The 24,340-nt window shown below is 50.5% G+C and carries 23 protein-coding genes; 11 read left to right on the forward strand and 12 right to left on the reverse strand.

Annotated features, from left to right (window positions below):
* Nucleotides 1-4: 4 nt before the first annotated feature.
* Nucleotides 5-412 carry a Rid family hydrolase gene (locus D9A02_RS18775; RefSeq protein WP_120502377.1) on the reverse strand — a complete coding sequence of 136 codons (408 nt, stop codon included), beginning with the start codon at nt 410-412 and terminating at the stop codon, nt 5-7.
* Nucleotides 413-504: 92 nt separating this feature from the next.
* Between D9A02_RS18775 and soxR the strand changes: the two genes are divergently transcribed.
* A complete protein-coding gene (gene soxR, locus D9A02_RS18780; protein ID WP_120502378.1) occupies nt 505-1,002 on the forward strand; it encodes a redox-sensitive transcriptional activator SoxR in 498 nt (165 codons plus the stop codon).
* A gap of 170 nt (nt 1,003-1,172) precedes the next feature.
* Here soxR and D9A02_RS18785 read toward each other — a convergent pair whose 3' ends face one another.
* From D9A02_RS18785 to D9A02_RS18800, 4 genes are all read right to left on the reverse strand, one after another.
* A complete protein-coding gene (locus tag D9A02_RS18785; RefSeq protein ID WP_120502379.1) occupies nt 1,173-1,457 on the reverse strand; it encodes a hypothetical protein in 285 nt (94 codons plus the stop codon).
* A gap of 43 nt (nt 1,458-1,500) precedes the next feature.
* Complete coding sequence (locus D9A02_RS18790) at nt 1,501-2,916, reverse strand: amidase (RefSeq protein ID WP_120502380.1); 1,416 nt, start codon at nt 2,914-2,916, stop codon at nt 1,501-1,503.
* A 165-nt stretch (nt 2,917-3,081) separates the two neighbouring features.
* A complete protein-coding gene (locus D9A02_RS18795) occupies nt 3,082-4,254 on the reverse strand; it encodes a BCCT family transporter (protein WP_162933136.1) in 1,173 nt (390 codons plus the stop codon).
* Nucleotides 4,255-4,456: 202 nt separating this feature from the next.
* Complete coding sequence (locus D9A02_RS18800) at nt 4,457-5,284, reverse strand: helix-turn-helix transcriptional regulator (protein ID WP_120502382.1); 828 nt, start codon at nt 5,282-5,284, stop codon at nt 4,457-4,459.
* Nucleotides 5,285-5,653: 369 nt separating this feature from the next.
* Here D9A02_RS18800 and D9A02_RS18805 point away from each other — a divergent pair, with 369 nt between their 5' ends.
* On the forward strand, nt 5,654-6,007 hold the full coding sequence (locus tag D9A02_RS18805; protein ID WP_254054679.1) for a hypothetical protein: 354 nt from the start codon (nt 5,654-5,656) through the stop codon (nt 6,005-6,007).
* A gap of 380 nt (nt 6,008-6,387) precedes the next feature.
* On the opposite strand, the gene D9A02_RS18810 is transcribed toward D9A02_RS18805, so the two are convergent.
* Entirely contained in the window at nt 6,388-7,359 is a 972-nt protein-coding gene (locus D9A02_RS18810; RefSeq protein ID WP_120502383.1) for an agmatinase, read from the reverse strand.
* A gap of 202 nt (nt 7,360-7,561) precedes the next feature.
* On the opposite strand from D9A02_RS18810, the gene D9A02_RS18815 reads away from it, so the two are divergent.
* Nucleotides 7,562-8,500, forward strand: a complete 939-nt coding sequence (locus D9A02_RS18815; protein ID WP_120502384.1) for a LysR family transcriptional regulator — start codon at nt 7,562-7,564, stop codon at nt 8,498-8,500.
* On the opposite strand, the gene D9A02_RS18820 is transcribed toward D9A02_RS18815, so the two are convergent.
* The gene (locus D9A02_RS18820) at nt 8,497-10,110 is read right to left on the reverse strand and encodes an ABC transporter substrate-binding protein (protein ID WP_120502385.1); all 1,614 of its coding nucleotides are present in this window, start codon (nt 10,108-10,110) and stop codon (nt 8,497-8,499) included. The two genes, D9A02_RS18815 and D9A02_RS18820, sit on opposite strands and share 4 nt — an antisense overlap.
* Nucleotides 10,111-10,367: 257 nt before the next feature.
* Here D9A02_RS18820 and D9A02_RS18825 point away from each other — a divergent pair, with 257 nt between their 5' ends.
* Nucleotides 10,368-10,907, forward strand: coding sequence for a Crp/Fnr family transcriptional regulator (locus tag D9A02_RS18825; RefSeq protein WP_120502386.1), 540 nt, complete (start codon nt 10,368-10,370; stop codon nt 10,905-10,907).
* A 153-nt stretch (nt 10,908-11,060) separates the two neighbouring features.
* Nucleotides 11,061-11,465, forward strand: a complete 405-nt coding sequence (locus tag D9A02_RS18830; RefSeq protein ID WP_120502387.1) for a hypothetical protein — start codon at nt 11,061-11,063, stop codon at nt 11,463-11,465.
* Between the two features lie 424 nt (nt 11,466-11,889).
* On the opposite strand, the gene D9A02_RS18835 is transcribed toward D9A02_RS18830, so the two are convergent.
* Nucleotides 11,890-12,777: a LysR substrate-binding domain-containing protein gene (locus D9A02_RS18835; RefSeq protein ID WP_120502388.1), complete on the reverse strand. Its 888-nt coding sequence runs from the start codon at nt 12,775-12,777 to the stop codon at nt 11,890-11,892.
* 131 nt (nt 12,778-12,908) lie between these two features.
* On the opposite strand from D9A02_RS18835, the gene D9A02_RS18840 reads away from it, so the two are divergent.
* The 5 genes from D9A02_RS18840 (at nt 12,909) to D9A02_RS18860 (ending at nt 17,547) form a co-directional block, all read left to right on the forward strand.
* Entirely contained in the window at nt 12,909-13,904 is a 996-nt protein-coding gene (locus D9A02_RS18840; protein WP_254054680.1) for a TRAP transporter substrate-binding protein, read from the forward strand.
* Nucleotides 13,905-13,989: 85 nt separating this feature from the next.
* Complete coding sequence (locus D9A02_RS18845) at nt 13,990-14,487, forward strand: TRAP transporter small permease (protein WP_120502390.1); 498 nt, start codon at nt 13,990-13,992, stop codon at nt 14,485-14,487.
* Nucleotides 14,484-15,779, forward strand: coding sequence for a TRAP transporter large permease (locus tag D9A02_RS18850; RefSeq protein WP_120502391.1), 1,296 nt, complete (start codon nt 14,484-14,486; stop codon nt 15,777-15,779). Before D9A02_RS18845 ends, D9A02_RS18850 begins: the two co-directional genes overlap by 4 nt.
* Before the next feature lie 9 nt (nt 15,780-15,788).
* A complete protein-coding gene (locus D9A02_RS18855; protein WP_120502392.1) occupies nt 15,789-16,790 on the forward strand; it encodes an arginase family protein in 1,002 nt (333 codons plus the stop codon).
* 4 nt (nt 16,791-16,794) lie between these two features.
* The gene (locus tag D9A02_RS18860; RefSeq protein WP_120502640.1) at nt 16,795-17,547 is read left to right on the forward strand and encodes a sulfite exporter TauE/SafE family protein; all 753 of its coding nucleotides are present in this window, start codon (nt 16,795-16,797) and stop codon (nt 17,545-17,547) included.
* 114 nt (nt 17,548-17,661) lie between these two features.
* Here the strand turns inward: D9A02_RS18860 and D9A02_RS18865 are convergent, their stop codons facing one another.
* The 4 genes from D9A02_RS18865 to D9A02_RS18880 form a co-directional block, all read right to left on the reverse strand.
* Nucleotides 17,662-18,405 carry a sulfite exporter TauE/SafE family protein gene (locus tag D9A02_RS18865; protein WP_120502393.1) on the reverse strand — a complete coding sequence of 248 codons (744 nt, stop codon included), beginning with the start codon at nt 18,403-18,405 and terminating at the stop codon, nt 17,662-17,664.
* On the reverse strand, nt 18,398-19,669 hold the full coding sequence (locus D9A02_RS18870) for a M20/M25/M40 family metallo-hydrolase (RefSeq protein ID WP_120502394.1): 1,272 nt from the start codon (nt 19,667-19,669) through the stop codon (nt 18,398-18,400). Before D9A02_RS18870 ends, D9A02_RS18865 begins: the two co-directional genes overlap by 8 nt.
* A gap of 2 nt (nt 19,670-19,671) precedes the next feature.
* A complete protein-coding gene (locus D9A02_RS18875; RefSeq protein WP_120502395.1) occupies nt 19,672-22,044 on the reverse strand; it encodes a TRAP transporter permease in 2,373 nt (790 codons plus the stop codon).
* A gap of 82 nt (nt 22,045-22,126) precedes the next feature.
* Nucleotides 22,127-23,113: a TAXI family TRAP transporter solute-binding subunit gene (locus D9A02_RS18880; protein ID WP_120502396.1), complete on the reverse strand. Its 987-nt coding sequence runs from the start codon at nt 23,111-23,113 to the stop codon at nt 22,127-22,129.
* 110 nt (nt 23,114-23,223) lie between these two features.
* Between D9A02_RS18880 and D9A02_RS18885 the strand changes: the two genes are divergently transcribed.
* Complete coding sequence (locus tag D9A02_RS18885) at nt 23,224-24,114, forward strand: LysR family transcriptional regulator (RefSeq protein ID WP_120502397.1); 891 nt, start codon at nt 23,224-23,226, stop codon at nt 24,112-24,114.
* Nucleotides 24,115-24,340: the final 226 nt, after the last annotated feature.

Below are 24,340 nucleotides of genomic sequence, written 5' to 3' on the forward strand. Positions count from 1 at the left end.
ATCACTATCTAGCTAAGACCACTTCAAGCTCGACCATCATGTTTGGATGGATCAGACCATGGATACGTTTCCATGTCCCGCCCATTGGTTTGACTTCATTATCTTTTATAAAGTCGGCCCATACGTCGAGAATTTCCGTAGTTTGCACTTCTGTTACATCTTTCGTGACGCACCAGTTGATTTTGATGATGTTGTCACGAGTGTATCCTGCCTGGGCGTATGTCTCTTCCATCTGCTGAAGAATGTGGCGGGCCTGACCAACTGGGTCGTTCATGTGTTTGGTCACGCTATCTTTGTCGTAGTCACATTGGCCTGTAACGAAAAAGAACTCTTTTGCTCCTTCGACGTTCAGCCCCCAATGGAACCACGGCAGTGTCGACAGGTTCTTATGTTCATAGCCAGTTCTCTTCATCTCTTGTCCTTTCAAATAGTCAGATTCGTTGCTGTGTTGACCTTCTAATTCCTCAACATTAGTTTAGGTCAAGAGAAAAAAGGACGAAGATAATGGCGGGCGGTTTAACTGTCGGGGAAGTCTCTGAACGAAGCGGAATTGCGGTGTCAGCAATTCATTTTTACGAGCGCAAAGGGCTGGTTCACTCTGATCGAACACCCGCGAACCATCGTCGATATGCGCCATCAGTGTTGCGAAAAATCGCAGTAATCCAGGTAGCACAAAGAGCAGGCATACCTTTAAAGGAGATCGCGGAAACGATGTCTTTCTTGCCGCCAGAAGCGAAGATACAACAAAGAGACTGGGCGAAACTTTCAGCACGATGGACAGAACGGCTCGATGATCGAATCTCACGACTCCAGCGATTGCGTGATGGCATGGCCGAGTGCATTGGTTGTGGGTGTCTTTCGATGAAACGTTGCAACCTGCTCAATCCTAAAGATGAAATTGGTGAAAATGGTACAGGGCCACGTTTTCTTGAAGAGGACGCACACCTGTTCAAGAAAGCCTATAGCTATGCTAGCCAATCCAAAAATACCGACAAGTTTTAGCAACATGATCGATCTTTTCAGCGTACTGAAATATCCGAGACTACGCCCTGTCTTGGATTGAGGCGTTCCTTGTGCATCACGTGATCGATCTTACGGGGCAAGCCGACAAGAAGGGTGCATATCTGCCGCCACATTTCCACAATCAACAATCAACAATCAACAATCAACAATCAACAATCAACAATCTTGATGTCGCGATTATCCAGAAAAGGCCCACCTAGATCGAAATCGTAGTGATTGATGAAGTAAGACGAATCCTCTTCGCTGAAAGCCAAATGCAATGCATCGGGTGCAGAGCTTTCTTCATTGGCCATGGCATACGGCGCGTAGGGCATGCCAAACGGTACACCCAAAACCGCAATATCGGCATTTAGCCTGTCCAGATCGCCTTCAAATGGGAAATTCATATATGTGCTCGGAACGCGTAAAGGGCGTTCGGTGAATTTTTGCGGCATGATTTTCTCCATATCACGTCGTATGATAAACTGATGTCGCACCTTAGATCTTGGGAAGCCCAAGGGGTGAGACGCCACTCTCAATTGCCCGCCCGATATCCATTACTGTTTGATCATCGTAAGGTTTCGATACTACCTGCGCACCTACAGGCAAACCCCTTCTGGTTAACCCACAAGGGACGCTCAGCGCTGGACATTGATTGAACATGTTGAAAAGTGCATTCATCGAAGTATCGGTGTCGGTAACCTTTTTCCCATTAACTTCAATGGGATCGAACGGCCCATTTTCGACGGGCACTTCGGGACATGAAACAGTAGGCGTTATCAAAGCGTCATACTGTTCAAAGAGTGGGCCGAGGTGTGTATGCCATACCTCTCCAGCGATAGACTTTGCCCGACCATAGTCCAAAGGTGAAACAGAACGTGCACGTGCGATGACGTCGTGCATATAGCCGCTGACCTGGTCCAGATGATTTTCCGCTACGTCTTCGAAGACATTGAGCATCAGGAAAATCTCACTCTTGTGCGCCAGCTCAATCGCCTCTTCTGCCCAGTCGATCTCGACGTGTTCGACTGTTGCCCCCGCATCTTCCAAAACTGCGATGGTATCTTGCAGGCTTTGTCGCACATCTGGATCAATCTCGTAACATCCCAGATCCATCGAACACGCAATTCGTTTTCCTTTGATATCGCCCGTTGGGACAACAAGCGTCTCATCTTTTGGCTGGGAATACGGATCGAGCGCATGCTGCCCGGACATTACATTTTGCATGAGGACAATATCATTCACTGTCCGCGCCATAGGACCTGCACTGTTGTATGTCAGGTAAGACGCAGCATAATGAGCCGGATTGCGGCCAAATGGCGGCTTGTATCCAACCACTCCACACTGCGACGCCGGTTGACGAGTTGAACCAGTACTATCCGTTCCAATTGCTAATGTGGTTCCCCCACAGGCCAGTGCCGCAGCAGACCCACCGGACGACCCACCGGGTGATATATCAAGCCTCCAGGGGTTTCGAGTAACGCCCCACAAGCGTGAATAACAACAATACAACCAGCAAAATTCAGGGCATGTACTGCGCGCCAAGAAAATAGAACCATTGTGCAAAAGGCGATCCACCGAAGGGTCAGAGGCATCTGCCACGGAATTCACATGTATATTTGATCCGACGGTTGCGCGGGTGCCTTTTATAGGAACATTGTCTTTGATCAATAACGGTAGACCATCCAAAGGTAGGGCGGTCCCTTTTTGGTATCGTTGCTCTGCAAGTACTGCCGTGTCATAGGCTTGTTCGAAAAAAGTATCTGCATATGGGTTGACCGAGGGCGTGATTTCTTCAGCCCGTTTGATCATGGCGGCTACAACATCAACCGGAGATAAGTCTTTGGATTTGAATCGTTGCAAAAGGTTGGTTGCCGACGCAAAGCAGAGTTCAAGCTCATCCGGGTTCATCATACTTTACCTTCCGAATTTAGCCGACAAACGATTGTCAGTTTAGGGCGTGTTACCTAATTTCTAAGTCGTTGGGCCGCCCACACAGGGACGAGTAGGCGACCCGGACTTTTCGACCACCTCCGTCAGCAGTCGAAAAGCATTGGTTGTATCTGAAACATGGCAGCGCTACGCCATCTTTTCTTGCTCACTTTCCCCCTCGACTTCGGGGCAGTTCAGATTTGTGAAAACTGTCTGGCGGTTCCGCAAAATGTTAAAGTAAACGACGCCGTAGATGAAGATCACCGTCAACCCGACATATTCCATTTTCAACCCAAGGAAGGCGTATGCGGCGGTCAATCCAGCCATGATGGCAAAGTTTCCACCGATGAACTTGCCCCGGCCTAACCGCTCGGTCGTCAAGTTCAGGCTGTCTGTGTAGAGCCGGATCAAACTGTCGAAAGTATTGATCACGAACACAATACCAATAGTCATCATCGCCAGGTTCCAGGTTGGTGAGATTTCAATGCCGCCGGAGTGATAGATGTAAAGAACCGAAAACCAGATCGACAGTGGGATTGACGGAAATATCACCATCATCACGAACAACATGCGTACACTCGTTGGTGTCGCAAATTTTGACATGAATTGGCCGATCATAATGCTCCAGGCGAACCACCATAGAAGGTAAAACTCGTGATATTCTCCAAGCGGCAATATGAATCGGTATATATTCACGATGTACTCTGACGCCTCCCCGAGGGTTTGCCCTAGTAACACCACATCACCTCCGGAATTGAACCACATCCCAACAATCAGCGCAAAAAAGCCGTACATCGAGCAGATCGACAACCATTTCATGAAGATAATGTCAGAGGCCGAATAGCAGGCAACGATAATAACGATAGCTGTGATGACTATGGGCGACCAATCAGGCAGGCCAGGAAAATAAGATGGAAGAGATGTAAGCAATACATATCCGCCAAATGCACAGGTGGCCATGACCACAAAGTTGTTGATCACTTTAATCCAGAGTATTTCAAACAGCTTCAACCGAGGTTCTATGCAAAGAAAATAAAATGCGGTGAGGAAGTAGAAACTCCAAATTATAAAACCCCAAAATCCGATCTCAATCGCGATGGGAGATGCAAAACTATATGCTGCGTCTTCCTCATAGATCGGGAACTCTGTTAGCGGGTATGTTATGATTGCGATATCCAAGCCTGAACAAAAAAGTACGGCCACAAAGGGAAACATACCCAGAGGATATTTCCCAGCTACGCGCATGTTTCCATATCTTAACAGGACCAATCCCGTTAAAACGATTGACGTCAGGACGGTTGCCCCAACAATAAAAGTCATCAAGCTGTCCATGTTCCCCTCACCTGTTTATAGTGTGTTTGTTTTTGAGAACCGGAAGAGTTGGCATCCGTCAATTGATAGACTTCGCCCACTTAGAACGGCTCACACTACGCTCAGTTAAGAGAAAGATGCACGGCTGAGGAAGTCGCTAATTGTCGTTAATAACGGTACATAACGTTACATATATAATTTGAATAAATGGCTATTGATGTTGCCAAGCCCTGCCAACGAACGCGCTTTCGTCATCTCGAACGTCGTTGCGAATTGCTTCTCTTATGTCTGAAGGAATGCATTCATCAGTAACATCAAAAAGTCCACAGGATCCCAATGCATTTCTGAGATTCACTGGTGCAGGCAATGGCTCCCAAACGACGCGGTAGCAAGCAATGTCGCGGATAGCAGAACTGCTCACACCCATTGTAAGCCCAGTCAGGAGGTTTGTCTGATCTGTATTGGGCGGATGAAGAACTGTTGTCCACATCATCTGACCGGCTTTCACTTCGCGTTCATGGGCCATGATGCGTTCACCCGTATGAAATACGACACCCGTAAACTTAAGAGTACGACGCGACCGCCGTGTGGCGGAAGAATAATTTTCAACGTTCTTCAGATACACAAACCCGTGTTTTGAATGCAGCTTCACTAATGAGCAAAGAATTTTGCCCGGAAAATCAGCAGGCAAGAAGTAGGATCTATAGTAGCCTAAATAGGGCTTCATGTTCTCGTAAGCGTCAGGATTGATCCGATGGATTTTCGCGATGTACTCGCCAAATGGATCCATCTCGGCAACGCGTGGTTTTCGAAGCGAGATTAAAGACTTGAACGATGCATGATCGAGAAGCAATTCACTCTCCTCAACACCAAAGTAGTCACAAATCTCTCGCATGACCCGCATCGAAGGTCGGTTTTCTCCGTTGAGGTACCGGTGAATTTGTTGTCGATTGATCCCGAGAATGTCGCTCGTTTTCGTGATTGAAGTTCCATAGCTGAACAACAACCGAAGATTGGCTTTTAGGTTGTCATTACTCATCGAAACTTACCTGCTTTTATATCAATCACTGAGCAAGTTTCGGAATTTTGGAACATGCCCTCGTGATTGTCTACAATGCAGAACTCCCAATTGTTTGTCGAACAAATCATTCGAAACGCGGCGCATACAAATCCTGAGTACAAGCCCATATTCCTTCCCGCCAGACTGGATGATGTTGCTATTAGCCTCTCTCGGAGAAAGGCACATAATTAATAGTGCAATTTGCTGGCAATTCGGCTATTCACGCTTGGCGCAGCATTGGTCAATATGGGCTCTCTGCCAGTCACGGATGCGGCGCTGCATCTGCACCGTAATACGCAAGATCTTGCGACGCAAACGGCCCTTTCCGGTCTTTGAGCAGCTATAAAAATGCTGCTAAGTAGCATCCTCATTGCAGACATTGGCTTCTGCACTCAACGATCCTATAAAGCTCCGGCAGACCAGCGAGGCATTCAGATGGAACGTGAACCCAATCTTGTCATATCAAGCGCCTCACAGCGCATCATTGAGGATGGTGTGCCGTTCAAAGTGGATATCTACAAATTGGAAAGTGGCGATGGCTGGTCGCTGGAAGTTGTGACCGAAGATGGAACATCCATTGTCTGGGATGATCTTTTCGACGACGACCAGGCAGCCCTTGAAGAGGCACTTACAACCATTCGCACTGAAGGTGCCCTTGCATTTGCCAATGGCGGGTCAAACGTCATCCCCTTCAAGCCGTAGGTGGAAGCAAGATCGGCCCTAGGAGATCTTGATCGCTATGCCTCACGCCGCAGTGCGGCTTCACAAGACCAGCCGTTCGTTCATCGTGCAGCATTCTAGGAACAGAATTGACGGCAGTGTGGACAAACTTGCCTTTTGCCGGCGCCGCTATTGCTGACGCAGTATTTCCTCGCACCTGCGGCAGACTTTTGCAGCGATGCTGTCATTGTCATCGAAGCGGTCGTTAAAACCCATCACCAGATCCGAAATCCAATCTACCCTTTCGCTGCTTGCTGGCAGAAAAAGAATGGAGCGGGACATTACGGGCTTTTGCTGCAGCTGTGCCAAAGTCCGCTTTCAGAACTCAACGCAGCTCGACGCCAGGATCAAAGAAGAACCTTCTAAGCTTTCTTTTCATAATAGTTGGCTCTGACAGTTGCCCCGATGAAGTTGTTAATCAGCCTCCTTGCATGCACCATCGTGGTGTTGCCGACGTCCTTGCTTGGAGCGATTTCCACCAGGTCCATACCCACCACACGGCCTTTGTTCACCAACCCATGGATCAGCTTGTGCATCTGAACCCAGGACAGTCCGCCTGGCGCTTGTGTGATTACGGCGGGCATGATGGTTGGGTCAAGCCCATCCGCGTCCACCGTCAGATAATATGGACCGCCATCGGGAATGCGGTCCAGCACCGCCTGCATACCCATGTCATGCATTTCATAGGCGGTTATGATGTCAGCGCCGTAAGACTTGGCAAGTTCGACTTCGCCAGTACGGGCGCTGCCGGTTCCGCGAATGCCGATCTGAACGATATCACCGATCCAATCCATTTCCGAGGCGCGGCGGATCGGGCTGGAGTAACCGTTGGTTTCGCCGTTCACATCATCACGCCAGTCGATATGGGCATCGACCTGCACAAGCGTAATTTTCTCACCCAGCTCTTCCATACCACGCAGTATCGGAATTGGGATACCATGATCGCCCCCAATCGAGATCAGCGTACTGCCGGATTTCATGATCTTGCGAACAGCCGCTTCGGCGTTACGGTAATGCGCGGCGTGATCGCCCATGTCTGCAACGACGTTCCCGCAATCGACGACTTTGATGTCGCGGTTGTCCAGTAGGGGTCCGCCCACGTCAAAATCATAATGATTGAGATCGTAGAAAGCATCGGCTTCGGAAATGTCGTGGCGCAGCGCATCAGGTGCGAAGCTTTGATCATTCGCCATGGCATCGGGAGAATAAGGCATTCCGAACGGAATCCCCAAAATCGCAATATCTGCGCTCAGATTGTCTAGATCACCCTCAAACGGAAAACCCATATAAGTGCTCGGGCCCTGGGATGGGCGTTTTACGAGTTTCTCCGACATGCTGATCTCCTTTTTAGTTTCTCAAACTGCAGGGCCGCTCGGGCCACATTCGTGCTGGTCCGCATCGAACAGTGAGTTTCGCGACGATAGTTCCCGGGTCGCCATACGTCTATTGATGCTACGTCACGCTAGTAAGATTTAGCTCGACTTTGAACAATAAATATGAACACTTCACTTGCGCTTTTTGCAAGTAAGGAGCTAAATGAATTCTTTTAATCTATCCAATTTTGATCTCCGGCATCTGCGCGTCTTCATCTCCGTTGTGGAAAATGAAGGGGTGAGCGCCGCCGCGTTTGCTAATGGCGTTGCTTTGTCGACCATCAGCCGCGACCTCACATCGTTGGAGGAGCGCTTGGGTGTAAAGCTGTGCAATCGTGGACGGGGTGGATTTTCCCTTACCCTTCAAGGCGAGGCAATTTATCGTGCTGCAGTCGACTTGCAAAAACGCATACAGGTTTTTGAGCTTGAGGTGCAGGCGGCCAAGGATGTTGTCTCGGACAGTTTCAATATAGGGATCAACGACCACCTTATTGCAAATACCGACAGTGGCTTGGTCGCGGCCATGGTCCAAATGCGGAAAAAATTTCCTGACACCCTGATAAATGTCAGCGTGCATGAAACAACCACACTCGACGTATCGATACGAGAAAGGCGTCTGGATGTCGGTGTAACCGGACAGCCCGCGTGGCTGCAGCCGTTACAGTATACAAAGCTCTTTCTGGAAGAGCATCGCCTTTATGTTGGAACCAACTGCCCGCTTTTGGATGAAGTTCGACGCTCTCTGGGTAAAGCCCCCACAGAAATAAAAAAACCGCTACCCTACATCGCACGAAGAGAGCAGACGGATGGCTTCAAAAAGTTTGAAGAACGCTATCCACTTAGCGTCGTCAGCCGGTGTGAAAATCTCGAAGCGGTTCTTGCGGCCGTACTTTCTGGCGCGGGATGCGCGTTGATGCCTGTAAAATTCGTCGAATCCGTCCACCGAGATGACGTGGTCGAGCTTCCAGTCAAGGAAGCTCCCTTCTTTGTTCAGTTCTACCTTGCCTATCGCCGGGATGCGGTGCGGCAGAAGGGTCTCAAAACCTTCCTTTTCCATTTCTCAAAAACTGGGAAAGGACTGATTTATTATCCTGGAAGCTAGCTTTTGAACCACCAACGCTCAAAGGCACGTCCGCCGTCAAGTTCCCAGGTCGAACCTATTGTTTCAGCATGACCAACCTTGTCAGAATGCGCATAGACGTAGTTTGTGAACATCGGTATGAGGGTGGCCCCTTCATCACGGGAAATCATGCACATTTCCCGATAGATTTCCGCCCGTTTCACATCGTCCAGCTCGCCTTTGGCCATGCCAAGAAGCTCGTCAAAACGGTCATTGCCCCAGAACGTCTCGGACCAGTCAGTGCCGGACTTGTAGGTGAGTGAGAAGATCATATCAGGCGTGGGCCGTGCACCCCACTTTGAAAAGACGAAAGGCTTTTTCTGCCAAACGCTGTCCCAATATCCATCATTTGGTTCGCGAACCGGCTTGAGGTTGATATTTGCAGCCTTGGCCTGCTCGGAATAGAGCGCGGCCAGATCAACCGCGCCAGGCATCACCCCGTCGGCTGCCGACAATGCAGTATCTAGGCTGTCCAGACCGGCTTGCTTGAGGTGCCATTTGGCTTTGTCAGGATCATAGCCGCGCTGCGGAATATCGTCAGGGAAATATGGCATGTTCGGTGAGATGTGGAAGTCGTTCCCGAGCGTCGCCGTCCCGAACATGATTTTTCCGATGATTTCTTCGCGGTCGATGGCAAATTTCATGGCCATGCGCACATCATTATTGTCAAAAGGTGCAGCATTGGTAAGCATCGGCAAGGTAACGGTTGATCCCGACGGAATGTTGAGAACCTCAACACCTGACCGACGTTGAAGCAGAGCAAGTGTTTTAAGATCGACAGAACTCACCGCATCCACATCACCCGACACCAGCGCGGTCTGACGTGCGTTCGGGTCGTTGATGGCGATCAGCTCAAGAGCGTCAAACCAGGCACCTTCTCTGTGCCAGCCGTCATGCTTGACCAAACTTGCACCGACCCCAGGATTGAAATTTTCGATCCGGTAAGGTCCCGATCCCATGCCGCCTTTCCAGTCAGCTTTCCCATCGGCATCCGCTGGAACCATAGCGATGTGATAGTCGGTCAGAATATATGGAAGATCTGCAACGCCGCTGTCCAATTCCATGATAACCGCGTGATCGCCATCCGCTCGTACATCCACAACAGCGGCCAAAAGCGACTTTGCCGCTGACGAGCTGTCTTCGCTGATATGATGCTGAATCGACGCTATTACATCTCTCGACGTGACAGGGCGCCCATCGTGGAACGTGGCATTTGTGTTCAACTCGAACGTCCAAACCATTGCATCTGGCGTCGCACTCCAGCTGTCGGCAAGGTCCGGGCCAAGCGACCCATCGGGTTCGATAAGGGTTAGATAGCTGCGCGAGGCATGTGCCAGCTGAATCATGAATATCGTGACATAATGCGCCGGATCCATGGAATCCGTCGTGGCGGCCTCATGGACGCCCACGCGAAACGTTCCACCTTGTTGAGGCGTGGCCGCAGCGACTTGATTTGACCAGAGGGTTGAGGCGGTGCTTGTCGTCAAACCTGCAGCCGTGGCATGGCCTATAAAGCTGCGTCGCGATATCCTGCGCTGTCGTCCGGCATCGATGATCCCAGAGAATGTCGGGTTGTCTTCCAGGTATTTCATTGTGGCATCTACCCATTTTTGTTGGTTCGACCGTCAAGGCTGGCCAAATTAATTGGGGTGACGTTAGTGAGGTAATCTTCGGCAAAAAACGGAAAAAAGGATAACTTTACTTGCGGGTTTTGCAAACTAAACTGAAACCTTAGCGCTTGATCGGCTAACATTCTGCCGCGAACATGCTGTCAACTTGCGTGTTACGAAGTGCTACTTCGTATGAAAAGGACTGTACTCATGCGTGACAAATTGATGGGGAATTACACATGAAGATTTCGCAGGAGCTACAAGGACTGTTTTCACGGCTCGGCGTTGCCAAAACATTCCCGAAACGCTTCACTCTTTTGCATGAGGGCGACGTAAGCCGACACGCCTACTTCATCGAAACCGGTTGTATTCGCCTCTGGCACAACAACGACGGCGCAGATGTCTCCGTGAAGTTCTTTCTACCCGGCGAGCTTTGCGCCTCCTTGCAAAGCATGCATCGCGAAGAACCCAGTAAATACGAGCTCGAAACCATTACCCCCTGTGTGGTGAGCATGTTGGACAAATCTGAACTGGAGCGAGAAGCGGCTGAAACGCCTGGCCTGAAGGATTACATCTCATCGGTCATGGTGCACTGCCTGGTGAACTATCAGGACCTGTTTGTCGACCGGATCGCCAAAGCACCGGAAGAGCGCTATCGTGCCTTGATCGAAGAAGACCCCGCCATTCTCGACATAGTGCCGCTGCACTACATCGCGTCATATCTTGGGATCACGCCGGTCTCGCTCAGCCGTATTCGAAAAAAGATCGCACTCTCTTAACAAACGATAAGGCGTCGCGACGCGCCCCCTTGTAAAGCCCGCATTGAAGGGCGCGGCGCTCTCTGGCAACGGCCACATTTTGCCGTGTGTTGATGAGGTTCGCAGCCGAGGAACGACATATGCGATTACGCGCTGCATCAAAGGAAAATCGAAATGAACGCAAGACTGTTGATCGGTCGGTTTTTAATCCTGCTTGGTCTTATCGGGGGCTTTATTAGTTTCTGGTACACGGTCAGCTTCACATGGAATCCTGAGTTTCAGTCCGTAAACCTTCCAGATGCGCCGACGCACGCAAACTATCATGCATTTCGCGGCGCTATGCTGGCGCTCGGAGTTAACCTGCTTCTCGTCTGGGTCGCGTTCAACGCCGCAAAACTCACGCGAGAAGGTTGGAGCATCGTGACCTTCATGACCGTTTTCTACTACCTAGGTTGGTGGGCGGCATGGCCGATCTGGGGCCTGCATGCCCCAAACATTACTGCCGAAATGAACCATGTTCTTGGAACGGTCGGAGGATTGGGCGGCCTGATCATTTTGCGGCCGAGTGGCACCGCGTGATGTAACGTACGCGGTTTCCTTCCCGCCATACTGGATGATGTTGCTATTAGACTCTCTCGGAGAAAGGTACTCCATTAACAGCGCAATTTACTGGCAATTCGGCTATTCACGCTCGGCGCAGCATTGGTCATTATGGGCTCTCTGCCAGTCACGGATGCGGTGCTGCATCTGCACCGTAATACGCAAGATCTTGCGACGCAAACGGCCCAAACCTGACATTGACCCAGCTATCAGGATGCTGCGAAGCGACCCGTCATTGCGGACTTTCGCTGCGATGGCAAAGTCTGGGGTTATGCGAACTTACCGTCTAGCGTACAAAACTGCCATTGGCCTAAAGTATACCAAGGGCAAGACCGGAAATAAGCGATCATTTGTATTTATTGGTTGAGCAGTGTCACGTCGTAAGCCTGTTGAAACGACATTTTTATTTTTCATACTGGGAAACAACGGCCAACAATTCGCGGACGAATTCACCAACAAGGTCTGATGCCTCTCCTGGTGGAGGGTGAAGAAGAACGACTTCGTGAAATACTTCCATCTCGATTGGAACAACTACAAGATTTCTGTTTTGAAAATGTGCCGCAGTAATAGGATCAATAATTGAAATCCCGACACCTTTTGCAACCAATTCGCAATTGGTTGCAAAGAACTGAGTGTGTATCGACGGCGCCCAGTCGAAGCCGGCAAGCGCAAAAGCTGCAGATAGCTGCCGGCTCGTGGAGTGATCGCTAAATAGCGCCACCAGTTTTTCAGATACCAGATCTTCGACAGACAAAACATCCCGCCCGGCCAACTTATGGCCTGCTGGGACAGCACAAACACATCGCAGGCTAATTTCACGGTAGACATTTCCTGACGGTTCCACCGGCGGTTCGACCAAGGCAATGTCATATTGCTGAGAAGGAAACAGGCTGCGGACCATGTGGGAACTTCGGGTCTGGATATCGAATTTCACATCTGGATAATTGAGGTGCATTCGGGCAATCGCTTGTGGCAATACGGTCAAACCATAACCGGGAAGCGTGGCTATCGTAATGGCGCCAAATTTTCCCTGACGGATCTGGCTGGCGACTTGGTTGGCAAGGTCCAAATCGCCTAAAAGACGGTCAGTGACTTCATAGAAGTATGTGGCTTCAACCGTTGGATGCAGCCGACCTGATCGACGATCAAAAAGCAAAAAGCCCAATTGATGTTCCAGATTTGCGATCATTGTGCTGACGCCGGGTTGGGACATGTTGAGCGCGACGGCTGCTTTCGAGACCGTTTTGTGCGCCATGATCATCTTAAAGCATTGAAGCTGTTTTAAATTCATCTAGTCCCTCGTGTCGGCTCAATACAGGTATTTTAATATCGTATACTAAACGCAAATTATATTATTATTATTGTATATTAATCTTGGCTACGCTCACCAAATGATAAGCATGAATGCTAGGGGAGCGAACCATGATCAATAAAATCAAATTTACTTTGTCGGGCCTGGCTTTTGCCATTGGTTCGAGTGCTGCATATGCAGATGAAGTCGCAATAAACTTAGGATTTGCAGCGCCGGTAGAAAGCGCCTATGGCGTTCTAGCCGCGAAATTCGAAGAACTGGCGGAGGAATACTCGGGCGGGACCATCGATGTGAAAGTCCGGTGCTGTACACAACTCGCCACTGAAGACGAAGCTTTCAAAGCAATGCAATTGGGCACGGTGGACATGTACATCATGACCCACAACAATATTTCGCCCCACTTTGCGCCGATGGAAGCGTTTGTACTGCCGTATATCTTCCAGAGCACGGATCACGCCTATGCCGTGTTGGACGGCGAAGTTGGTGCAGGGATAGCCGCGCAAATCAAGCAGAAGACGTCACTGGAATTGCTGACCTTCGGTTACGTCGAATACCGCGATTTTTACAATACCGAACGCCCTATCAACAGCATCGACGATATCAAGGGTATCCGCGTGCGCGTTCCACAAAACAATGTGATGATCAAAACGCACGAAGCATTCGGGTCAGTGCCATTGCCGATTGCGTGGTCCGAAACTCTGGCCGCTTTGCAAACCGGAGCCGTTTCTGCGGGTGACAGTGGCGCGTCTTTTGTTAAGTCACAAAAGTTTTACGAGATCGCTGACAATCTGGCCGTGCTTGAACATTTTGCCTTTTTCACACCGATGCTCGCGAGCAGCCGGATTATGGGCAAGTTGGACGAAGCCCAAAAAGACGCTGTGCGCCGAGCCGCGCTGGATGCGGGACAACACCAGCGTGAAGAAATGGCGCGTCAGTTGGAAGAAGCCCGTGAATTCCTAGCGGCAGACGGTGGCATGACAATCACCTTCCCGGACAAGGAAGGCTTTATCGCTGCAGGTATCGAAGTGCAGGACACGTTCATCGAAGAAGGTGCCAATGAGGCGACCAAGACGCTGATCCTCGATATTCGCGCGGCGGCCGAATAACGAGCACACCTCCCGTGGCTTTTTGGGTCCACCTTTTGGGGTGCGTGAAATATGCGCACCCCCTTTTTCAGAATTGGAGACAAGCATGTTTGCGAATGCTCTGCATAAATTGGATACGCGTTTCGAAGAGATATTCTGCGTTATTGGCCTGTCGGTCATGGCCACATGCATCTTTGCGCAAGTCGTTCTGCGTGTGTTCTTTGAATCCGCGTTTCACGGCGCGGAAGAACTCGCTGTCTACGGCATGGTGACCGCCGTTTATCTTGGATGTTCAATGGCCATTCGCGAACGCGCGCATATCCGGATTACCTTCCTCGTCGAAAAGCTTCCGCACAAAGGGCAAGTCTTTTGTATCGTCATGGCAGATCTGCTTTGGTTTGCATTCATTCTGCTGTTGCTCAAAGAAAGCATCGCCTGGATCCAGCTGTTGATCCAGTTTGATTACATATCACCCGCCTTGGGAATTGATCAAAAATACCCCCAATCTGTAGTCCCACTTGCCTTGTGTCTAATGATCGGACGCATGATTCAAGTCTACTACCGGTGGATCATTCGGGACAACAAAGAAGGATTGCCGCTATGAACGGTCCAACGTGGATGGCGGCAGTCTTTCTGTTCACCATCGTTATCGGGGTCCCAATCCCCTTCGCTGCGGGTATCGCAACGGTTATTGGCCTCTATATTGCCGATATCCCGCTCACGCTGTTGGCGCAGAGTGCCTACAACGCATTTGAGCCCTTTCCACTGACCACAATTCCGCTTTTCGTTCTGGCAGGCCAGCTCATGGAAAAGGGTGGTATGTCCGAAAAACTGATCGAGATCGCTCAACGGATGATCGGGGCCTACAAGGGTGGCATTGGTCTTGTGACCGTTGTAGCCTGCATGTTTTTCTCGGCTCTTTCCGGATCTGGTCCAGCAACAACTGCCGCTATCGGGTCGATCACCATTCCGACCATGCTAAAGGAAAAATACCGCCCTCGTTTCGCTGGTGCGGTAGCAGCGGCGGCAGGAGCGATGGGCAGTATGATACCGCCCAGCAACCTGCTGATCATCTATGGCCTCGTTACAGACGAGAGCATTCCGCGTCTCTTCCTGGCGGGCATTGTTCCAGGGTTGTTCCTAGGCTTCCTGCTTTGCGTCGTTACTTACGGCATAGCCAAAAAGAATAACTATGGCGGCACCGGCGATAGGTTCACGCTTGTCCCTCTCCTGTGGGCACTTTGGGAAGGAAAATGGGCCATCGGTGCACCAGTCTTTATTCTGGGTGGTATCTATGCTGGTTTCTTCACACCTTCAGAAGCCGCTGCGGCCGCCGTTTTCTATGGGCTTTTTGTCGGCCTCTTTATCTATCGTGGCCTGACCTGGCGCGGTGTCTACGAATCCCTGCGGTTTACGGCGCTCCTTGCTGGTTCCATCCTGTTCATTCTGGGTTCAACCAAAGCCTTTGGTCAACTGGTCACGATCTTTGACATCCCGGACATGGTTGGCGCTGCCTTCTCAGGCATCATTGATTATCCTTGGCTGGTGATGCTTTGTATCGGTGTGGTCTACATCTTTGTTGGTATGTGGTTGGAATCAATCCCACAGATCATCATCTTCACTGCGGTCATGCTGCCAATCACGACCCAAATTGGTGTTGATCCGATTGTGTTTGGTGTCTTCACCGTGATGGCTTGCGAGGTAGGTTTCTTAACGCCACCTATTGGAGTGAACCTCTTTGTTGCCTCCAAACTGACAAAAACATCCGTCGAGGATATCTCAGTGGGCGTTATTCCACTGTTGATCCCTTACCTTTTCATCATCGTTCTTCTCTGCTTCTGGGGAGACTGGGTGACCTGGTTGCCCGATCTCGTCATGGGCCCATCGCTGGACTAGGAGATTTCAATGACCAACAAGAGTGAACTTCCTTTCCTGCATGGCATGAGTGAACCCGCGACCTTCATGGGCGTGCCATTCTCATCGGATCTGAAAACATGTGAGGCTGCAATCCTGGGCATCCCCTTTGATTGCGGCCAGCACCCAACACGTATCGGGGCCCGTGGTGGGCCCCGTGCAATCCGTGCACAATCTTCTTTAGTAAGGCGATATCAGCCACCCTTCGCTGATTTCGACCCCTTGGAAGAACTAAATGTTGTTGACATGGGAGATGTATCAGTAACGTCAGCCAAACTTGAAGACGCATCACAGCAGATTGAGGCGTCCTTAGATTATATACTCAAAAACTCAGCGGTGCCCATCACATTTGGCGGCGATGGGGCGGTGACACTTCCTCAGTTGCGGTCGGTCTACCGCAAGTATCCTGAATTGTGCGTTGTGCATTTAGATGCTCATGCGGATGCCAGCATCGGCGATGGACCAAACTACGATGATCGCTACAACACCGCGACCACCTTCACCCGAGCCGCTGACGAAGGCCTAGTGGATACGTCCCGCTCATTTCACATCGGTGCGAGAGGGACTTTGCCGCTGCAAGGAACATACAAGCACGCTCAGGGACTAGGATATCAATTGATCACAACTGATGTAATGCTTGAGCGTGGAATTCCAAACGTCGCAGAAGAGGTGCATCAAACCATTGGCAACAAGCCGGTTTATCTATGCTTTGACATGGACTTTTTTGATCCGTCCTGTGCGCCGGGTGTCTGTACACCGACCTGGGGTGGCCCGACGGCGCGCGAGGGATTGACCTTGTTGCGATGGCTGTCCGAGTTAAACATCGTCGCAGTGGATATCAATACCGTCAGTCCCGATCATGACGTAGGAGGCATGACCGCATTTCTAGCCGGAACGGTTGCGATGGAGTGCGCCACTCTAATAGCCATGAAGGCACGGACAGAAACACAAAGCGAAAAATCTGTTGCTGCCAAACAAGTTAAAGCGGATTGAGGAATTGACTATCTTTGACATATCTCTACTGGCTATGGCCGCATTCTTTGCTGGCATCGTTAATTCGATTGCGGGTGGCGGCAGCTTTCTGACCTTCCCCGCGTTAGTGTTCACGGGCGTGCCGACCATTGCCGCCAACGCCACGAGTGCTGTGGCTGTCTTCCCTGGTTATCTCAGCGGCGCATTAGGCTTTCTTAAAGAGTTGCGGGACTTCCCGCTCCGGCAATGGCTGGTGCTCTTAGGGTTGTCATTACTGGGCGGCGTGCTGGGAGCGCTGTTGCTATTGATAACACCCGCAAGTGTGTTTGCGGCCGTAGTGCCCTGGCTTCTAGGGTTTGCGACCCTCATATTCGCCCTCGGTTACCGCGTCTCGGCCTGGGCTGAGCGAAACATAAAGGCTGAAGGCTTCACTGGAAACTTCGCAACGTTGTTGGTTTGTATCTACGGCGGCTACTTCAATGGTGGTCTGGGCATCGTCCTTTTGGCATTATTTTCTGCGTTGGGCATGCGCGACATCAACCTGATGAATGGGCTTAAGAATGGTATGTCATTCGTACTGTCTGGCGCATCGGTTGTTACTTTCGCCTTGGCCGGCATCGTAGTCTGGCCGCAGGCCTTATTGATGATGGTTGCCGCAACTATTGGCGGCTATTGCGGTGCTATCGTCGCACGGCGTCTTTCGGCGGGCGTCGTTCGGGCAATCGTTGTTTGTATTGGTTTAGCAATGACTGTGGTATTCGCAGCCAAAACATTGTGAATTGTATTTAGTCAAAAGCCTGAATTTGAGAAGAAACTCTACACCACGACCTTTATGCTGTTGAGCGCAAGAACTGGGTGATGATTAAAGTGAGAAATGCGCCACTTACCAATTTTAGCTTCTGGCCAAAAATACTACCGTCATACTCAGACCGACCATAATTACGATTGCCCGGATCACGGGGACAGGTAATTTTCGGGCCAGTCTTGCACCCACATAACCTCCGATTGTTGCGGCCATCATCATAATCGCCGCTTCTCGCATATAAACGATGCCCGCCAGTAAAAAGGTCACAACCGATGCGCCGGACAAAATGAAGGACAATGCATTCTTGAGGCCGTTCATCAGGTTCATGTCGCGAAAGCCCAAGCCTGAAAACAATGCAAGCAGAACAATTCCCAATCCGCCATTGAAGTAACCACCGTAGGTCGTGACGGCCAATGTGGCGGCGGTCTTACCGATGGGGTTTGTGTCTTTGTCACCTTTGGTCCAAGCGCGTATCTTTTTGTCAAAGGCAAAAAGTAGCGTTGCAAAAAGCAACAACCACGGGACAATGAAACTGAACACTTCTGATGGTGTGACAAGCAGCAAGAGAGCCCCTGCGACGCCACCGATGACGGACAAACCTAACAGCCAATAAAGCTCTCGCCGGTCAAAGGCCTTAATCTCTGATAAAAAACCCGCAGCGCCACTCAGATACCCGGGGAAAACCGCGACGGCACTTGTTGCATTCGCCGCAATAGCAGGCACACCAATAAAGACAAGCGCAGGGAAGGTCAGAAAGCTGCCACCCCCGGCAATCGCATTCAAAACACCCGCGAAAAAGGCAGCGAGAGAGATCAGGACAACATCAAGCATTATGCACCAGATAATCATGAGCAGACAATGCGAAGATATCCACCAATGCGTATAGCTCATCAAGCATGATATGTTCATCTGCCGCGCCAAGGTTGTAGGCCATCAAACCGCACACAACAGAGGGGACTCCAGCATACCGATAGAGCCTCGCATCAGATGCGCCTACGCGCATAGTCACTGCGGGCTCCTTCCCCAGAACCGTTGTGCAATTCTGGCGAACCGCTTCTATCACCGGGTGATCTGGGGCGGTCCAGCTGGGTTCATAGCGGCGCGTAATTTCTAGCTCGATTCCCTCATCGGCCTCGCAAAGGCGCATCATCTCTGCTTCGACTTGTGCAACGGAAACGCCAACCGGCAAGCGGACATCACAGGTGAACTCTGCTCGATCTGCGACCAGGTTGGACAGCCTTCCGCCATTCATGGTGCCAAAAGTAACTGTGACGTTCTTCAAGACATTCGTTTCACCTTCGCCCGACAGGTTTTCAGACCTCTCAGACCAGTGATCAATCGCCGACACAACGTTGTGACCCGTGGTGTCTGTTGGAAATGACCGCAAGGATTTGAAACTTTCCATAACGGCAGTCAACTTCTCGATTGCGCTTTCGCCACGGTGCACATGTGCCGCATGAGTTGACCTGCCTTTTGCAGTGACCTTTGCCCAAACCATCCCCTTTTCGCCAAAGCGCAAAATGTGGGGCGAACCGACATCACCGCTGATCATCGCATCACCAACCGCATGCGGGACATTATCAAGCAGAAATTGCGTCCCCAACACACCCATGGTTTCCTCGTCACCTGCGAATGTGCCGACAATTTCTCCCGGAAAATCCGCACCGGTCTCAGCGAGACATTTCATCGCCAGAAGGCTGGCCGCAATACCGCCTTTCATGTCAGAAATACCCAGGCCATAGGCTTTGTCACCATCGACTTCGCCCTTTGGATCACGCGTCCAGCCAGATAGATCCCCGGCAGGGAATGTATCCATGTGCCCATTGAATATCAGGCGCTTTCCCGGGCGATTGCCCGGGAGACGGATGACCAGATTGTGCACAGGCTCTTCTGAAATAAAGCGCTCTACTATGGTTCCGGGTATCTCTCTGGCGATGGTTTCAATCTCATTCGCCATCGCCCGAACATCGCCTTCGGGCTGTTGGCTTTTGATTTTCACCAGACGTAACGTCAGGTCGACAACTTGATTGCGGTTTTCATTGAGCCAAAACCAAATCTTATTGCGCAAGTTCTGTTCAGTTTTGTTCAGTTCCATTGTCACGCTTTCACCAAATCGGTTTCTTCGATTGCCTTCAATCGGCGACGCTGCATCACAACGACGGCGGCATAGGCCAAAATACCGAAAATATAGATGATTTCCTTTGGCATGCGACCGGATTGTTCAAGGCCAACGGATGTCACATAGTCGCCCCAAGTAATCCCCAGCTGTTCAGCGGGGCCATTGAACGCCACATCCGAAACACTCGTGCGGCCATCATCCTCTGTACCAAGGGATACGCCAACTGCCTCCAGTACATTCTTGGATGCTGTCGGAACTGTTGCGGTAAAGAGCTTGAAGCGATCCCCATATTCCGTTTCGCGGGTGACATAGAGGCGCACCTTTTGCCCCGCTTCCACAGGGGTTTCGTTTGCCACAACCTGCGCCATCGGCACATCACTGAAGGCAGGGCTGAAACGATCCAGCACAAAGTCAGGTCGAAATAAGCTAATCACCACGAAGACAAGCAAAACAGCCTCGACCAGTTTGAGGCGCACAAACATCCATTGGAGCGTCAACGAAGAGAAGGCAAAGATTGCCATCAGCGCAACAACAAAGATCATGATGCCATGCCAGATGCTCTCAACGCCAACTAACAAAAGTTCGGGATTGAAGATGAACACAACTGGCAGGATCGCTGTGCGGATCGCGTATTTAAAGGATTGAACGCCTGTTTTCATCGGATCAGCGCCAGAGATTGCCGATGCGGCAAAGGCCGCCAGACAGACCGGTGGCGTCGCATCTGCCATAAGCCCGAAGTAAAATACGTAAAGGTGCACCGCGATCAGGGGCAGTACAAGGCCAGAAGCATTGCCAAGTTCGACCATCACCCCGGCCATTAACGACGCCACAACAATGTAGTTCGCGGTTGTTGGCAACCCCATCCCCAGCACGATGGAAACCACGGCGACCAAAAACAAGAGGATATAAATATTGCCCTGTGATAGCGCCTCTACAATACCCAGCATTGCATTGTTCAAGCCCGTCGAAGACACGATGCCAACGATAATGCCCGCAGCACCGACAGCCGCAGTAACCGCTGTCATCGATTTGGCGCCAGCGACCAGCGAATAGAAAATGATAATCCCGCCAGATTTCACCCCTTTAAGCACGGACAGTTTGTGTTCACGGGCCAGCAAAACCTGCTGGATCACGATTATACCGGCCATCATCATGATGGACCAGAATACCGCACTGCCGGGGCTCCAACGTTTGACCAAGAGCAGATAGACCAACATCCCGATTGGAACAAGAAAATAGGCCCCCTCTTTGAAGGTCTTACGCATGGCTGGCAAATCAGCTTTGGGGAGGCCCACAAGGCCCATCTTCAAGCTTTCCAAATGCGAGATATAGAACAGCGAGATGTAAGCAATAAATGCTGGGATCATCGCATGCACAATCACATCGTAGTATGATATTCCGATGAATTCAGCGATGATAAAGGCCGATGCCCCCATGATCGGCGGCATAAGCTGACCGTTGATTGAAGCAGAGACCTCAATGGCGCCGGCCTTGTCTCCAGGGAAACCCGTTTTCTTCATCACTGGAATAGTAAATGCACCAGTGGTGACAGTATTTGCTATCGACGATCCAGAAATCATACCAGTCAAACCGGATGCCAGGATCGCCGCTTTGGCGGGACCACCTCGGTATTTGCCAACTGCTGCAAAGGACATATCGAGAAAGAACTTTCCTGCCCCGGCGGTATCCATGAAAGCGCCAAACAGAACGAACAGAAAAACATAGCTTAGTGAAACAGCAATGGGGATGCCGAAAATTGCCTCGCTGGTCAACCAGTTGTATCCAACCATACGGGAAAGCGAGACGCCTCTATGCGAGATAATCTCAGGCATATGAGGGCCGAAGAGAGAATAGATCATAAACACGCCGCATACGATCACCAACGGCAATCCGACACCGCGTCGTGTTGCTTCCAGCAGCAACAGCATGCCAACCGCCGATATTATAACTTCGATGGGAATGCTAAACCCTAAGAAATCAATATTCAGCAAAATGCCGGCGCGAAGAACAATGCCATCATAGCCAAAGTAAACATACATGGCACTGGCTGCCGCAATAGTAGCCAAAACAAGACTGAACCAAGCCTTTCCGCTGCGCTTCTCTTCAAACTTGGCTGGGAAAAGGAGAAAACAAAGGAACAGACCAAACGCCAAGTGTACCCCTCGTGCAGGCAAATCCACGAAAATCCCCCACCCCAGTGAATAAGGGAGCGGAGAAGCGATCCAGAGCTGGTACAAAGACCAAAGCGCCCCGAAAGTGATAAAGGTTTTGGGCCAGGCGCCAAAATAGTCGCGGCGCTCAATTTTCAACGCCTCTTCTACGGCTTCTTGTTGCAGTGATTTCTCGGACATAACTTTTCCCGATTTAAATGTGTGTGTGGTTAGTCTCTGCCGTTATGGCAGAGACCTGAGTGGATCGAACGGGAGGGAGAGCTTATTCGATCCAGCCTTGTTCGCGGTAATACCGTGCCGCGCCTTCGTGCAATGGCGCCGAGTTGCCATTGTTGATCATGCTCTCGGGATCGAGATTTGCGAATGCCGGGTGCAACCCACGAAAGTCATCGAGATTTTCGAACACAGCGCGCACAACCTCATAAACGACTTCCGGATCTACGCTTTCGTGCGATACAATCGTCGCATACCCCCCGAATGTGGTCACATCTTCTTTTTGGGAAGAATACACTCCCGCAGGGATGCTTGTTGCGGCATAAAACGGACGCTCTTCAATAAGAGCTTGCTCGACTTCCGTGTTCAGCGAAACGATCTGTGCGCCGCAACCCTCTGTTGCAACCGCAACACCGGAGTTGGGTACGCCTACGACATAAGTGAAGGCATCAATATTGCCATCACACAGTGCACTCGCATGCTCTGATGATGTCATTTCTGTAACCAGGCCGTAAAAATCCCGATCAGTTCCATAGCGCTCCATCAACAACTCGGTGGTTCCGCGCTGGCCCGAACCAGGATTGCCGATATTCAACTTTTTACCCTCGAGGTCCATCCAGGATTTGATACCTGAATCGGCTGAAACGATCAGCTGAAACGGCTCAGGGTGAACTGAAAATACCGCGCGAAATCCTTCGTCATTTACCACTTTGTCCGAGGTTCCGTTGACGGCGTAGTACTGCCAGTCAGATTGAGAAACGCCGAATTCGAACTCTCCCTGCGATATTTGGGCTAAGTTATATGTCGAGCCATTGCTCGACGGGGCCGCACAACGAAAGCCGTGCTTTCGCCCTTCTTTGCGTCCTTCCGCGGCCTCCTTGTGAATCATGCGGCAGATCGCATTTCCTGCGACAAAGTAGACGCCAGTTGGTCCGCCAGTGCCTATTGTAATGAATTGGTTTTCAGCTTGTGCTGGGGCCGATACGCCAAGCGACACTAAAGCAGCCAACGCTGATGTTGTTATAAATTTCCTCATTTTATCCTCCCTCGAGATTTGACCGGAAACGTCGGTAATTTACGAAGTCGGGGCAATCAAATATAATAATTTTAGTTGGCTTAGTTATAATAAATAATTATAGTAGTGATATGCAAATCCGAGAAATTGAATGCTTTCAAGCCATTATGACTGCCGGGACCATGACGCGGGCGGCACAAATGCTGGGAATATCGCAACCAGCAGTCAGCAATACGATATCAACATTAGAGCATAGGCTAGGATTTCAGTTGTTTCTGCGCAAGTCAGGGCGGCTGCAACCTACACCTGAAGCTATGATTTTTTATGAAGATGCGCAGAGGTTGCTTGAGGCCGTGGTGCGGGCGAACGAGGCGGCAACTCGACTGCGACAAGGAGAATCTGGTCATTTGACCATCTCTGCCTTTCCCGGAGTATCGATCAAGTTCCTGCCTGACTTAATCAGCCGTTTTTTGGCAACCCGAGAGAATGTGAAAATCCGCCTGTTGTCCCGAAGCTCACACATCCTCATTGAGCAACTTCCAAGTCAGATGTTCGACATTGCCGTGGCGGAAAAGCCATCACAGTTTGTTGGAGTCGATGCCGAGCAATTCACCTATAGATGTCACTGCATTATGGCGCCTGATCACCCGCTGGCAAAACAAGAGCTTTTGACACCGCGCAATCTGGACGGTGTCCCATTCGCGGCATTGTTTCGCGATCACATGACCACCTATCAGATAGCCCGAGCATTTTCGGATGCGAAGGCTCACTGGAATGTAGTTCTGGAAGCGCAGTACTTTGCATCGTTAATAGAATTTGTACGGTCAGGAAACGCGGTTGCACTGGTCGACCCCATCAACAGACAAGGCCTAGATGAAGAACTGGTCAGCATACCGTTCAAGCCCTCCATTCAGTACCAAATTGGCGTTCTGACACCCCAGGATAAACCAGTTTCAAAGGTCGCGGCAGCTTTTTTGGCACTAATGAAAACTGAACTGTCTAAAAATGCCATGATCTCTTAAAACTACTATTGATTTACCAATCGAACATTTTCCGAAATTTAGGGGCAAAAAGTATTCTGTGTCACTCTCCTCTTTGCATTGACCTCAGCGGCCTCAAAGCAGACATAGGTATCAAAGCATTAAACGGCAGTTTTGACCACTCAGTTGATGTTAGCGCACAATGCAGTGAAAGTCCGCCTTCCGCCCTTCTATGGTCAATCCGTATTGACTGAAGGGCCTTAAGTAA

It is taken from the genome of Roseovarius sp. EL26, assembly GCF_900327775.1.
Classification (GTDB): Bacteria; Pseudomonadota; Alphaproteobacteria; order Rhodobacterales; family Rhodobacteraceae; genus Roseovarius.

What these genes read in the sequence shown, in the direction of transcription:
- D9A02_RS18775 (WP_120502377.1), bottom strand. Translation starts at nt 412, where the DNA reads ATGAAGAGAACTGGCTATGAACATAAGAACCTGTCGACACTGCCGTGG.
- soxR (WP_120502378.1), top strand. Translation starts at nt 505, where the DNA reads ATGGCGGGCGGTTTAACTGTCGGGGAAGTCTCTGAACGAAGCGGAATT.
- D9A02_RS18785 (WP_120502379.1), bottom strand. Translation starts at nt 1,457, where the DNA reads ATGCCGCAAAAATTCACCGAACGCCCTTTACGCGTTCCGAGCACATAT.
- D9A02_RS18790 (WP_120502380.1), bottom strand. Translation starts at nt 2,916, where the DNA reads ATGATGAACCCGGATGAGCTTGAACTCTGCTTTGCGTCGGCAACCAAC.
- D9A02_RS18795 (WP_162933136.1), bottom strand. Translation starts at nt 4,254, where the DNA reads ATGACTTTTATTGTTGGGGCAACCGTCCTGACGTCAATCGTTTTAACG.
- D9A02_RS18800 (WP_120502382.1), bottom strand. Translation starts at nt 5,284, where the DNA reads ATGAGTAATGACAACCTAAAAGCCAATCTTCGGTTGTTGTTCAGCTAT.
- D9A02_RS18805 (WP_254054679.1), top strand. Translation starts at nt 5,654, where the DNA reads ATGCTGCTAAGTAGCATCCTCATTGCAGACATTGGCTTCTGCACTCAA.
- D9A02_RS18810 (WP_120502383.1), bottom strand. Translation starts at nt 7,359, where the DNA reads ATGTCGGAGAAACTCGTAAAACGCCCATCCCAGGGCCCGAGCACTTAT.
- D9A02_RS18815 (WP_120502384.1), top strand. Translation starts at nt 7,562, where the DNA reads ATGAATTCTTTTAATCTATCCAATTTTGATCTCCGGCATCTGCGCGTC.
- D9A02_RS18820 (WP_120502385.1), bottom strand. Translation starts at nt 10,110, where the DNA reads ATGAAATACCTGGAAGACAACCCGACATTCTCTGGGATCATCGATGCC.
- D9A02_RS18825 (WP_120502386.1), top strand. Translation starts at nt 10,368, where the DNA reads ATGAAGATTTCGCAGGAGCTACAAGGACTGTTTTCACGGCTCGGCGTT.
- D9A02_RS18830 (WP_120502387.1), top strand. Translation starts at nt 11,061, where the DNA reads ATGAACGCAAGACTGTTGATCGGTCGGTTTTTAATCCTGCTTGGTCTT.
- D9A02_RS18835 (WP_120502388.1), bottom strand. Translation starts at nt 12,777, where the DNA reads ATGAATTTAAAACAGCTTCAATGCTTTAAGATGATCATGGCGCACAAA.
- D9A02_RS18840 (WP_254054680.1), top strand. Translation starts at nt 12,909, where the DNA reads ATGATCAATAAAATCAAATTTACTTTGTCGGGCCTGGCTTTTGCCATT.
- D9A02_RS18845 (WP_120502390.1), top strand. Translation starts at nt 13,990, where the DNA reads ATGTTTGCGAATGCTCTGCATAAATTGGATACGCGTTTCGAAGAGATA.
- D9A02_RS18850 (WP_120502391.1), top strand. Translation starts at nt 14,484, where the DNA reads ATGAACGGTCCAACGTGGATGGCGGCAGTCTTTCTGTTCACCATCGTT.
- D9A02_RS18855 (WP_120502392.1), top strand. Translation starts at nt 15,789, where the DNA reads ATGACCAACAAGAGTGAACTTCCTTTCCTGCATGGCATGAGTGAACCC.
- D9A02_RS18865 (WP_120502393.1), bottom strand. Translation starts at nt 18,405, where the DNA reads ATGCTTGATGTTGTCCTGATCTCTCTCGCTGCCTTTTTCGCGGGTGTT.
- D9A02_RS18870 (WP_120502394.1), bottom strand. Translation starts at nt 19,669, where the DNA reads ATGGAACTGAACAAAACTGAACAGAACTTGCGCAATAAGATTTGGTTT.
- D9A02_RS18875 (WP_120502395.1), bottom strand. Translation starts at nt 22,044, where the DNA reads ATGTCCGAGAAATCACTGCAACAAGAAGCCGTAGAAGAGGCGTTGAAA.
- D9A02_RS18880 (WP_120502396.1), bottom strand. Translation starts at nt 23,113, where the DNA reads ATGAGGAAATTTATAACAACATCAGCGTTGGCTGCTTTAGTGTCGCTT.
- D9A02_RS18885 (WP_120502397.1), top strand. Translation starts at nt 23,224, where the DNA reads ATGCAAATCCGAGAAATTGAATGCTTTCAAGCCATTATGACTGCCGGG.